The following is a 12380-nucleotide window of genomic DNA, read 5'->3' as shown; positions in this document are numbered from 1 at the left end:
CCGGGGGTCGGGAGGGCGTGGGGTCGGGGCCGGAAAGGCCGGGAAATGTGAGCTGGGTGAGCCAAGTGAGTCGGGTGAGCTGGGTGAGCTAGTGGATGATGCCGGTGCGCAGGGCCACCGCGACCATGCCGGCGCGGTCGCCGGTGCCGAGCTTGCGGGCGATACGCGCCAGGTGGCTCTTGACGGTCAGCGCGGACAGGCCCATGGAGACACCGATCGCCTTGTTCGACTGGCCCTCCGCGACGAGGCGGAGCACCTCGACCTCGCGGCCGGACAGTTCGCGGTAGCCGCCCGGGTGGCTCGGGGCACCGGGCGGACGGCGGTGCCCCATCCTGGCCGCGGCGGAGCCGATGGGTGCGGCGCCGGGGCGGCTGGGCAGGCCGATGTTGGTACGGGTGCCGGTGACGACGTAGCCCTTCACGCCCCCGGCGAGGGCGTTGCGGACGGCGCCGATGTCATCGGCGGCGGACAGGGCCAGCCCGTTGGGCCAGCCCGCGGCGCGGGTCTCGGACAGCAGGGTGAGGCCGGAGCCGTCAGGGAGGTGGACGTCTGCGACGCAGATGTCGCGGGGGTTGCCGATGCGGGGACGAGCCTCCGCGACGGACGAGGCCTCGATCACGTCGCGCACACCGAGCGCCCACAGATGGCGGGTGACGGTGGAACGGACGCGGGGGTCGGCCACGACCACCATGGCGGTCGGCTTGTTCGGGCGGTAGGCGACCAGGCTTGCGGGCTGCTCGAGGAGAACGGACACCAGGCCTCCTGGATGGGGGGGACGGGGGCCGGCTTGTGGGGAGGAAGCCGGGAGGAACCGTGCTTTCAAGGTCACAGTCGTCTTCGGCAGCAAACCCGTCCGCCTTTAGAGAATGATCACGATCTAGTGAGTCATAATCTGTGCAATTCGGACATGCGATCGATCGTCCGAAGATCGAATCGGCTCGGGGTGAGGCGATTCGAGTGCGGAAAGTGGCCGTATCGACAAAGTGATCCTGCGAGAAGTGATCAAAAAGCAGCGTCCCGCCGATCCGGCGGGACGCTGAACTGACGATGTGACCGGGGGCTACCGCGACTGCGGACCCCTGCGCTGCGGCAGGGTCACCACCGAGGCGTCGCCCGCCCCGGCGGGGGGCAGCCCGCCGACCTGGGCCAGCAGATCGCACCAGGAGGCGAGATGCGCCGCGGTGTCCGGCACGCCTCCCCGGCCCTCCATGGGCGTCCAGGAGGCGCGGATCTCGATCTGCGAGGCGGCCGGCCGCTCCGAGAGGCCGCCGAAGTAGTGGGAACTGGCGCGGGTGACCGTGCCGCTCGGCTCCCCGTAGGTGAGCCCGCGCGACTGGAGCGCACCGGTCAGCCAGGACCAGCACACCTCAGGCAGCAGCGGATCGGCGGCCATCTCGGCCTCCAGCTCCGCCCGTACCAGCGTCACCAGCCGGAACGTCCCGCGCCAGGCGTCGTGCCCGGCCGGGTCGTGGAGCAGCACCAGCCGGCCGTCGGCCAGCTCCTGCTCGCCCTCGGTCACCACCGCCTCCAGCGCGTGCGCGTAGGGCGCGAGCCGCTGCGGGGCGGGCGTCGGCTCCACCTCCACCTGCGGCCGCAGCCGCGCGCCGCGCAGCGCCTCCACCGCGCCGCTGAAGGCAGGGGGAACCTCGGGCACTCCGGCTCCCTCTCTCTCTTCCGTCTGCGTGTCCTTCACGTCGTCCATTCCGCCGGCGCCGTCCGACGATCGTCCCTGAGCCGCAGCCATGCGGGGAAGAGTAAAGGGAAGCGGGCCTTCGCGCAGGGCATGACACCCCCCGAGGGCTGCGGCACTTCTCTCCCACCGGCCGTGGGAGACTGGCCGGCGTGAGTGCCAACGCGATCCCCACGGGCCAGCAGCCCTCAGCGACGTACGACAGCGCCTTCCTCAGGGCGTGCAGGCGCGAGCCCGTGCCGCACACCCCGGTGTGGTTCATGCGCCAGGCCGGCCGGTCCCTGCCGGAGTACCGCAAGGTGCGCGAGGGCATCCCCATGCTGGAGTCCTGCACGCGGCCCGAGCTGGTCACCGAGATCACACTCCAGCCGGTGCGCCGGCACGACGTGGACGCGGCGGTCTTCTACAGCGACATCGTCGTCCCGCTCAAGGCCATCGGGATCGACCTCGACATCAAGCCCGGCGTCGGCCCGGTCGTCGCCGAGCCGGTGCGCACCCGCGCCGACCTCGCCCGGCTGCGCGACCTCACCCCGGAGGACGTTTCCTACGTCACCGAGGCGGTCGGCTTGCTCACCGGTGAGCTGGGGTCCACTCCGCTGATCGGTTTCGCGGGCGCTCCGTTCACCCTGGCCAGCTACCTGGTCGAGGGCGGCCCCTCGCGCACGTACGAGAACGCCAAGGCGATGATGTACGGCGACCCCGGGCTGTGGGCCGACCTGCTGGACCGCCTCGCGGACATCACGGGCGCGTTCCTGAAGGTGCAGATCGAGGCCGGTGCCTCGGCGGTGCAGCTCTTCGACTCCTGGGCGGGCGCGCTGGCCCCCGCCGACTACCGCGCCTCGGTGATGCCCGCCTCCGCGAAGGTCTTCGACGCCGTCGCGGGGTACGGCGTCCCGCGCATCCACTTCGGCGTCGGCACCGGTGAGCTGCTGAAGCTCATGGGTGACGCGGGCGCGGACGTCGTCGGCGTCGACTGGCGGGTCCCGCTGGACGAGGCCGCGCGCCGGGTCGGCCCCGGCAAGGCGCTCCAGGGCAACCTCGACCCGACGGTGCTGTTCACCGACCGCGGGACGGTCGAGGCGAAGGCGCAGGAGGTGCTGGACGCGGCCGCGAATCTGGAGGGCCACGTCTTCAACCTCGGCCACGGCGTCATGCCGAACATCGAGCCGGACGCGCTGACCCACCTGGTCGACTACGTCCACACCGCGAGCGTCCGCTGACCTCGTCCCCTCACCACGCCTGACGGTGCCGCGCCCGCCTGCCGAACAGCAGGCGGCCCGGCTCCGGCGGTGGCGGGGTGCCGGCCTTCAGCGGCCAGGCCAGCAGCATCCCGGCCACGAAGCCGACGACGTGCGCCGCGTAGGCCACCGTCCCGGTACCGGCCTCGACGCCCCGCCCGGACGAGTACACGGCCTGGAGGCCGAACCAGAAGCCCAGCACGATCCAGGCGGGCAGCCGGAGCGGCAGGAAGACCAGGAACGGCACCAGCACCCACACCCTGGCCTTCGGATACAGCACCAGATAGGCGCCGAGCACCCCCGCGATGGCGCCGGACGCGCCGATCAGCGGGTCACCGGAGCCGGCGTTCAGCAGGGCGAAGCCGTAGCTCGCCGCGTAGCCGCAGACGAGGTAGAAGAGCGCGAAGCGGACATGGCCCATGCGGTCCTCGACGTTGTTGCCGAAGATCAGCAGGAACAGCATGTTGCCCAGCAGGTGCAGCCAGCCGCCGTGCAGGAACATCGCCGTGACGACCGACAGCCCCGGCGACTTGTCGTACCCCGGCACCCCCATCACACACCCCGGCCCGGCCATCCCCGTCCCCACCTGCCCGGTCGGCACCAGTCTGGGCAGCTGATGATGGATCATCTCCCGCGGGATCGCCGCGTAATGATCCATGAACGCGTGCAACTGACACAGCTGCGCCACATGACTCTCCCCACCCGCAGCCCCGGCCGCCCCGGGCGTCAGCAGGAAGGCCAGCACACTGGCGGCGATGAGCGCGTACGTCACATACGGGGTGCGGCGCGCGGGGTTGACGTCATGGACGGGTATGACCACACAGGAGTAGTGCCCGGGATGGTGAGCGCGAATCGCGTCATGGACCGACTCCGGCGGCGAGACGGCGGCGGACGCCGATGTGGTCCGCCGCCGCTGTCGACTGCTGCCGTCAAACCGGTCAGAGGGTCTGTCGGACGGCGCTCGACCGGGCCGATTGACTACCGAAAATCATCTCGTGGCCATGGATCGAGCGCCGGGTCGGGGTATAGGCAGACCAGTGGGCGACTCGCGCAGATCGCGAGCTCCAAGGACTCCTCGAAGGTCGACCCGAGTTCCCAGATCCAGCCCATGCCGGCGGCGACTACCCTGCCTCCGGCCTCCACGCACACGCCCGAGTTCCTCGCGGCCACGCGCGGACACCGGTTGTACGCGCTGTTCGAACTCGCCCTCCACACCGGACTCCGCAAGGGCGAACTCCTCGGCCTGCGCCGGGAAGACCTCGACCTCACCGCAGGCACCGCCGCCATCCGCCGCGCCCTCCAGCGCACCAACTCCGGCGGACTCACCGCACTGCTTGCCAAGACCCGGGCCTCCGAGCGCCGCATCGCCCTTCCCGCCCGCTGCGTCCAGTAGCTAAAGCTCCGCCACGAGCAACAGAAGCGCGAGCGTGAGGCCGCGGGCACCACATGGCAGCATGGCGGGCAAGTGTTCACCACGTGCAGCGCAGGCCGATCGAACCGACCAACCTCAGTCGTGCCTTCACCATGCTCCTCCGCAAGGCCGGCCTCCGCCGCACCCGGTTTCGCGACCTTCGCCACTCCACCGCCACCTTGCTCCTGGAACAGGGCGTCGAACTCGTCGTCATCAAGGACTCCTCGGCCACGCCCACATCGGCGTCACCACCACCGTCTACGCCCACGTCCGACTCCGCCTCCAGCGCGACGCCATCGACACCCTCGGCACCGCGCTCAACGGCCCGGCGATCACTGAGACGACCAACGGCGACGGCGATGAACCGCCACCCTGCGCCGCCCTCGTCCGCTGACGTTGCCGTCAACTGCTGCCGTCATCCCACGCAGAAGCCCCGCCAGGGTGTACCCGACGGGGCTTCAAATGTGCTATCGCAAATAAAGAACAGAATCCTGGGGAGTTCACGCCAAAGAGTCTGCCTCAGCGATATTCTCGGCAATCATCCCCCGGAAGAAATCCGGGAAGGTTCGATATCTTTCGATTTCCCCGCCCGCAAGCCAGATAACCGGTGCCGGTCGATTATCCCCCCTCGCGCACGGCATCACTAGGATGTCGATGCCTGTTCGCGACGCACCGATGGGAATCAAGCGGGAGAAATCATCTCCTCGCTCAATCTCCACCTCATCCTCGATCACACGCACAAGTTCCTCGGCCTCGACGTAAGCGACACCGCCGAAGTCCCCCGTCCCAAACAGGTCGATGTCCTGCAAGATGGCCGGCCAACCGTCCGCATGCAGCAGGAAATCGGCATACTCGGGGTCCACGGGACAGTGCGTCACCGTGGCGATGTCCGCGATCCGCTCCGATGCGGCCGGAGGCTGACGTGATGCATGACGCCAGAGCCGATCTCGGTCACTGGCCGCCAGCCTGCGCTTAGCCGTTTCCATTTCCGCAAAAAGCGCCGACCAATCAGACACCGCCACCCCTGTTATCCACTAGTACGAACCTCCCAGGACTGCACCCTACCGGGCAGCGCTGCCCTTGGGCAGAAAGGCTACTATTCACCCGCTTGGTCATATCGATCCAGGTTGGCGGCTTCCCACTGCCCAGCCACATCGCATCCGGCGCATGTCCGGCAACACCAGAATAGGGAGTTCCGGCCGCCGCCGCACGACGGCGCTCGCTCGCCGCCTCACGGGCCGCCTCCCTCCTGATGGAGCCTGCGGTAGAAACCCGACCAGTGGGTGACATCTGCCCCTGCGTAATGGCGTCATTGGCTGCATCCACGTAGTCCGCAAACTGCTGCGCCTCTTCATCTGTGGCCCAGTCGGGGATCCTGACCTCGGCTTCGCCATTTACGTTGCAGTTGTGAACGAGGACCGGCGTCGGACCCGCCAGCACATAGTACGCATGCACCCCGGTGACCGTCAGGTCATGTGTCCGCTGGCGCTTCTCGAAGTGGCGGGTGGCCGTGAGCTGGGCCGTGTCGCCGGACGGGGTGCGCAGGAGCATGCCGGGGGTGAGGTCGCCGGCCTTGATCCAGGCGTGCTTCGACGCCACCCAGAACGGGTGAGTCGTGGTGGCGATCAGGGCCTCGGTCTTGCCGGACTTGCCCTTGATGCTGAGGTCGGCGAATGCCTTGTCGTCCTCGGTGACGATGGTGCCCGCGACTTCGCGGATCGTCGTCTTGCCCGTCTTGCCCGTCTTGCCCGTCTTGGTGTCGGTGACGACGACCTTGTCGCCGAGCCCGACCTTCTCGATGGGTCTGGTGGCACCCCCGGCGAGCAGCACCTTCGTGCCGGGCAGGAAGCTGTGGCATGCCTTGCGCTTCTTGAGAGCGGCGGCGGCCATCTTCTTGGCGTCGGCGAGCTTGTCCGTCGCCTTGGCAAGAGCGGAACTCGCCTTGCCGACGGCCTTGCTCGCGTTCCACAAGCTCTTGGCGCCACCGATCAGATCGCCGACCAGGCCGGCGACCCGTTTGGCGAGCTTGATGCCCTTGGCCCACTTCCACGGTGTGCCGTACTTGGCCAGGATCTTGCCGGCCAGGCCGCCCGCGAAGCTGCCCGCGATGTTGAGCAGGGTCTCGCCGCAGGAGCCGACATCGCCGGTGGAGATGCAGTCGAGTGCGGCGTCGACGCCGAGAATGTCCCGGGCGATCTTGACGAGGGCCTTGCCCGCGGACTTGATGCGCTGCTTCGCGGACGCCTGTTGCTGCTGCGCGCCGGCGAGGTCGGAGCTCGCCCGGCTGACGTCGGACTGCGCCTGGGTGACCCTCGTGTCCGAGTGCGTGACGGGCATGCCGCCCCTGCACTCGATCAGGCCCTCCCGGCACTCAGGGAGGATCAGTCCGCTCGGGTCCGCATGGGTGACGGGCGAGTTGTTGGCGTAGGCGTAGCCGTTGATCTGCTGTGGCTGCGTGTAGTCGATGATCGGGTCGACGGATATGAACTTGCCGATGGACGCGTCGTATTCACGTGCGCCCAGGTGGGTCAGGCCGGTCGAAGCGTCGATGGTGCCGCCGACGTAGCCCTTCTCGCCGGGCCACGTGCCGGTCTTCGCGCCGCGCTCGACACCGAAGGGATCGAAGCGGCGCTGGCTGACCGCGCCGGTCGCTGAGTCGATGGCCAGCTCGCCGGTGCCGTGGTGGTCGGAGGCGAGGAAGGACAGCCTGCCCCCGGTGCGGACCGCGACGGACTGCCCGGAGAACTCGTAGTAACGCGTGGCCTCGCTCTTCGTGCCGTCGGCCGAGAGCTTCAGCTCGGTGCCGGGCAGGTAGACGGTCGTGCCGGTCGGGTCCTTGCGGACCAGCCGGTTGCCGGAGCCGTCGTAGAGGTAGCTGGTCCTGGACCCGCCTGCTTCGGTGACCTCACTGAGCTTGCCGGAGTCGTCCCAGACCAGCGACTGGGCGTCACCCCCGATGGTGCGCTTGGTGGTGCTGCCGACTTCGTCGTACTCGTACGTCCACTGCTTGTCGCCGGTGGGCGTGTGTTCCTGGATCTTGGTGACCTGGTGCGGCCCGTCGCCCAGGGCGCCCGCCGTGCCGTACTCGTAGCCGCGGGTGACGTTCTTCGTGGCGTCGAGCCCGGTGTCGTGGGTGGTGTCGGAGAGACGGTTGCCGATGGCGTCGGTCTCGTAGGACTTCCAGTAGGGGGCCGGTCCGCCCAGCGCGCCGGAACCGGGTGCCGAGGCACAGGCGCTCGGGCCGCTGCCGTCGAGCGGGACGGTGGACCCCTGCGTACCGGTACCCGCCGCGGTGGCCGCTGTGGCGGCGGGAGTCCAGGCGTCCTTCAGACGCCGGCGTGTGTCGTAGGCGAAGCACTGCACGTCCGGGGCCGCGGAGTTGGCGGTGTCCGCGATGGAGAGGACGTTGCCGGCCTGGTCGTATGAGTAGTTCGACTCCTTGGCCGGGGCGGTCGCGCCGTAGACGTCGGTCACCGAGCGGGTCAGCCGGTCGGTGCCCTTCTCGTAGTCGTAGGTCTGCCAGACCTTCTTGCCGCTGCCGGAGTTCAGCTCGAGTTGCTGCAGCTGGCTCGTCCTGGAGTAGCGGGTGTTGGTGACGTACGAGGTCGTGCCCGTCATCGTCATCGGGCGCTGGAGTGCGTCGTACGTGTAGGTGAGTGCCTCGGCAGGCAGGTCGCCGATGGCGGGAAGGCCCGTGCTCTGCACGGTTCCGTCCCGGTTGTAGGTGCTGGTGAAGACATAGGTCCCGGCCAGACCGGTGCCCTGCGACGCGGGTACCTGGTAGGCGGTCTTCAACGGCTGATAGAACTCGTCCATCGACTGGACGACGCCGGCGAAGTACTCCGTGGGCGAGACATAGCTGAGGTGGGCCCAGGCCTGGCCGAGCCAGCCCGCCTTGTCGTACCTCGTCTCCGTCAGTTTCGTTCCGGTGTCGGCGTCACCCTGCCAGGTGGTCGTGACGCGTCCGAGCTTGTCGTAGACGGTGGAGGTCTTCTTGTTGCGGCCGTCGTAGCCGACGACCGGCCGGTCCAGCTCGTCGTACTCGGTGCGCGAGGTTCCCGCGTCCGGGTCGACCGACTTGGTCTTGCGGCCGAGCTGGTCGTACTCGTAACGCCAGACGTTCTCCTTGGAGTCGGTGACCGTCTCCAGCAGCCCGCGGGTGTTGTAGGTGTACTTCGTCGAGTCGAAAGGCACGCCCGCGGCAGCGGAGGCACCCCGGTAGTGGCGGATCTCCGACACGTTGCCCTGGCCGTCGGTGATCGTCCTGGTCGGCACGCCACCTACCGGCGGGTCGACCGTGGTCACCTCGCCGTCGTAGGACGTGGTGGTGCGCCACTGCTCGGCGCCGCTGACCGCGAGGATCTGCGCGGTGGGGCGGCCGAGGCCGTCGTACCGCAGCAGGCTCTGCGCACCGACCTGGCCGTTGCTCACCAGCAACAGCTCGTCCGAGGCCGCTCCGGCGGCGTTGTAGGTCGCGTTGGTCTTGCCGACGTTGCCGGTCGCGTCGTAGAAGGTGTCCGCGACCATCCGGCTGCTGTCGGGACCCTCGGTCTGGATCTGCCGGGGGCGCAGGAGGCTGTCGTACAACTGGTACTCGGCGCCGTAGGAGCCGTCGTTCTCGATCTTCTCGGTCTTGACCGAGGTGACCTTGTCCTTGCGGACGTTGTAGGAGTACTTGATGCTCGGCGTCTGGGCCGTCGTCCGGTCCGCCAGCCACACCGAGGTCAGCCGGCCCAGCGCGTCGTAGGCGAGATCCGTCCGCCTGCCGTTGGGGTCGGTCTGGCCCTTCGACATGCCCCAGGCCGGCGCGTAGTCGGTGGTCGTCTTGTACTGGTAGGCGTCGTAGACGTCCGTCCTGGTCAGCAGGCCGTTGGTCTCGGTGTAGGCGGTCCGGGTCGGGTTCTGCCCGCTGTCGTTCTGCAGCAGGGGACGGCCGTAGGTGTCGTAGGTCGTGGTGCCGGTGACCTGGTACGTCGCGGTGGTGCCGTTGTGGGCGGTCATCCGCTCGGTCTTGGTGGCGTCGCCCGTGGTGGGGGCGGCGCCGAACGCGAGGTTGTCGTAGGAGGTGCGTTCGTCGGCCAGTACCTGCGTCTTGCGGTCGGGCGTGGCGGAACACTTCACCGACACGGACTCACTACGGGCAGGCAGCGACAGGATGTTCTTGGCCGCGTTGTCCGCGTACGTGGTGCGGGTGCAGGTGTCGTCCTTGGCGGTGGAGACATCGCCCAGGTCCTCCACCTGGAGGACGCGTCCGGTGCCGTTACCGGTGTCGAACGTCGTGGTGGACGTCGTCTCCTGCCAGCTTCCGTCGGACTTCAGGCTGAAGCCGCGGCCGGTCTGGGAGCGCACGATCACCGCGTGCGTGGTGCCCCAGCTCTTGGTCTGGGTCGCCGAGTTGTGCTTCCACGGGATGTCGATGGTCCTGGAGACCAGCGTGGCACCGTCGTAGGTGGCGGCCTCCAACTGGTGGCCGCTGAACTCCTCGGCGTCACTGTAGGAGGCACCTGTGGAGTCCTTCACGCTCACCGAGCGTGCGGCACCGGACGAGTCCTTGTCGCCGTCCATGCCCTGCATGAACGTGTAGTCGACGCGGGACGTCTGCCGGTCGGCCGAGCCGCTGGTGACCCTGACCTTGCCGTAGCCCTGCCAGCCGCCCCAGGTCAGGTACTTGGCGTCGGTGATGCCGTCCGGCTGAGCCTTACGCCAGGCCGCGTCGCCCTGGTAGTCGTAGCGGGTGACCATGGAGTCGCTGCCGCCGGTACGGTCGGTCTCGATGACCGCCGCGACCACGTACTTGTGGAACCAGTCGGTGATCGGCTCCACGTTGCCCGGGGGAGCCCACTTCACCGGGTAGCAGCGCTTGGTCGACTCACCCGGCTTGGGCAGTGTCGCCTTGGCGCAGTCGGCGGGCGCGTAGTTGACGTCGAGCTGTGCACCGGTCTCGCTGAGCACCATCGACAGCCTGAAGCGGTAGAACGGCGCGATGTTGTCGCCGACCGCGTCCACACGGTTGGCGAGCTGCTCACCGAACAGGTCGACGGACGGCAGTTTCACCGCGGTGCCTACCCGGCCCTCGTTCTCGATCTTCGACAGCCACAGCGTCTTGGAGTCGTCGCCGTTGTCCGTGAACAGATGAGTGAGGGTCCAGGCGTCCACGTCCTGGTACGACGAGGCGTCCTTGCGTATCTGGGTGACGACCGACGTCAGCCGCTTGGTGGTCCAGAAGGTCTGGACGGGCGAAGTGCACTTGGTACCGGACTTGCATTCCTGGTCCACCGGGACGTCCGGCCAGTAGGCCGCGTTGGCCTTCGTGCGCTTGCTCTCCGCGCAGTCGAAGCCGGAGGTGGGCAGGCAGCGTTCGGCAATGCCGAAGGTGACCCGGGCCGGCGCCTTCGCCGCGTACACCTGTCCGTCGCGCTGACCGTAGTCGATGCGCTTCAAGTAGCCGCCACGGTCGTACGCCGTGCCGTTGACGTCCGTCTTCCCGTTGAACGCGTAGTAGTTGGTCTCGCGGCCGTAGAAATAGGACATCACGTTGCCGTGGCTGTCCTTGACGTAGTCGAGGCTCCAGCGCCAGGCCTGCTTGCAGGAGGCACTGGCGAAGGTCGCGTTGTAGCACGGCTCGCCGGAGTCGTCACCGAACACCGGTGTCGTCCAGACCGAGTTGGTCTCCTCGTTGCCCTTCACCCAGCCCGGCAACTGGTTCTTGCCGAAGTAGTACTCCGTGCCGTCCGAGGTGGTGATGCGCCAGTACTCGCCGTCGTTGTCGTCGTTGACGCCACCGGTCAGCTTCTCGACCTTGCTGCCGTCCTCGGTCGACAGGTGCCACTCGCCGGTGGTGTCGTCCTTGACCAGTTCACCGGCCGACCCGTTGAGCATGACCGTGGCGTTCTCGAACGCCCAGCACTGCTCGGCGGAGTTGCTGTGACCGTCGTCCGCACACGGCTTGTAGCGGCGCTCGATGTAGCCGGGATCGTAGGAGAAGCCCTCCCCGACCCAGGAACCCTGGTTGTTCGTCGCGGATGTACGGCCGTCCGCCGACTGGGAGGAGTAGCCCAGCCCTACGGTGGGGACCTGACCGCCTGGCGTGGGTACCGTCCGCATCGGGTAGTTCCAGTTGAACGCGCCCGAGGAGGTCGCCACACTCCAGCTCGCCGACGGCGTCAGAGCCGTCGCCTTGTACGTGCCCTGCGCACCGGACGGGCCGGCCGCGACGGCCACGAGGGAGCGCGCGCCGGCCGCCATGGCCGACACCCCCTCGGGAGGCGCGGGAGCGGCCGTCACATCGGCGGAGACGGTGCCCGCTCGTACGTCGTTGACCGTGGGCAGTTCCTTCGGCTGCTCGGGGCAGCCCTTACTGCCCGGCGCGCTGACGGCTGCGCAGGCGGGGAGTTGCACCAGGCGCAGACGGGAGGCGTAGGAACCACCGAAGCCTTCCGCGAACCTCGAGTAGTCGACCGTCAGCCGGACCTTGCCCGTGCGGCTCTCGCCATCCGCGCGCTCGACGCCGAGGAGGACACCGGCGCCGAGCTCAGCGGCGCGCTGAGAATCGAGTACGTCGAGCCGCACCTTGTCCGGGGCAGCGGAGGAGGCCGCACGCGTACCGGCTGTGACCTTCGTCTTCGCCCGGGGTGCGGCGATCTCGACCGGCAGCCCACCCACCCGTGCGGAGGCCCCCGTCTTCACCTCGGCGCTGCCCTGCTCGGGCCACACCGCCTTGTCCAGCCCCCTGACCGCTGCTCCACGAGCGGGGTCGGAGGGGCGGGTCTTGGATCTGGCGTCATGTCCCTCGGCGGGATCACCGTCGTCCTGAACGCCGGGGCGGCTGGTACGGCCCCGTACGTCGTCGAGCGCCAATGCCTGGACCGACGACGCGGACAGCGCGAGCGAGAGCCCGAGCACTGTGGCGACGACCGTCCGTCTGGGCATGCGGCGGCTCAGTGAGCGGCCACGAAAGAGCATGCGGACAACTCCCTTTCGAAGGAGAACGTCATGAACGGGCAGCGGTCATGACGGCCGTGGGAAACGCAGGAGGGAGTGG

7 protein-coding genes are annotated in these 12380 nt (G+C 68.6%); 2 read left to right on the top strand and 5 right to left on the bottom strand.

All coding sequences use genetic code 11. The annotated features are described in order from the left end of the window. Window positions 1-88 precede the first annotated feature (88 nt). Together ACFWN1_RS14090 and ACFWN1_RS14085 are read right to left on the bottom strand one after the other, a co-directional pair. A complete protein-coding gene (locus ACFWN1_RS14090) occupies window positions 89-754 on the bottom strand; it encodes a LuxR C-terminal-related transcriptional regulator (RefSeq protein WP_384361071.1) in 666 nt (221 codons plus the stop codon). A 306-nt stretch (window positions 755-1060) separates the two neighbouring features. Beyond that, window positions 1061-1744 carry a DUF3000 domain-containing protein gene (locus ACFWN1_RS14085; protein ID WP_384361068.1) on the bottom strand — a complete coding sequence of 228 codons (684 nt, stop codon included), beginning with the start codon at window positions 1742-1744 and terminating at the stop codon, window positions 1061-1063. Between the two features lie 98 nt (window positions 1745-1842). Between ACFWN1_RS14085 and hemE the strand changes: the two genes are divergently transcribed. After that, window positions 1843-2910, top strand: coding sequence for a uroporphyrinogen decarboxylase (gene hemE, locus ACFWN1_RS14080; protein WP_384361066.1), 1068 nt, complete (start codon window positions 1843-1845; stop codon window positions 2908-2910). Between the two features lie 10 nt (window positions 2911-2920). Here hemE and ACFWN1_RS14075 read toward each other — a convergent pair whose 3' ends face one another. Then, window positions 2921-3748 carry a rhomboid family intramembrane serine protease gene (locus tag ACFWN1_RS14075; protein ID WP_384361063.1) on the bottom strand — a complete coding sequence of 276 codons (828 nt, stop codon included), beginning with the start codon at window positions 3746-3748 and terminating at the stop codon, window positions 2921-2923. A gap of 288 nt (window positions 3749-4036) precedes the next feature. Here ACFWN1_RS14075 and ACFWN1_RS14070 point away from each other — a divergent pair, with 288 nt between their 5' ends. Next, window positions 4037-4321: a tyrosine-type recombinase/integrase gene (locus ACFWN1_RS14070; protein WP_384361060.1), complete on the top strand. Its 285-nt coding sequence runs from the start codon at window positions 4037-4039 to the stop codon at window positions 4319-4321. A gap of 518 nt (window positions 4322-4839) precedes the next feature. Here the strand turns inward: ACFWN1_RS14070 and ACFWN1_RS14065 are convergent. Both ACFWN1_RS14065 and ACFWN1_RS14060 read right to left on the bottom strand, forming a co-directional pair. Further along, on the bottom strand, window positions 4840-5361 hold the full coding sequence (locus tag ACFWN1_RS14065) for an SMI1/KNR4 family protein (RefSeq protein WP_384361057.1): 522 nt from the start codon (window positions 5359-5361) through the stop codon (window positions 4840-4842). Then, window positions 5348-12268 (bottom strand): RHS repeat-associated core domain-containing protein, encoded by a 6921-nt coding sequence (locus ACFWN1_RS14060; RefSeq protein ID WP_384361055.1) that lies wholly within the window; start codon window positions 12266-12268, stop codon window positions 5348-5350. The genes ACFWN1_RS14065 and ACFWN1_RS14060 overlap by 14 nt, the downstream gene beginning before the upstream one ends. Between the last annotated feature and the right edge of the window lie 112 nt (window positions 12269-12380).

This window comes from Streptomyces sp. NPDC058459, assembly GCF_042721685.1.
GTDB lineage: Bacteria > Actinomycetota > Actinomycetes > Streptomycetales > Streptomycetaceae > Streptomyces.
The sequence above is the reverse complement of the archived record's forward strand: the minus strand, read 5'-3'. Positions and strand labels throughout refer to the sequence as shown.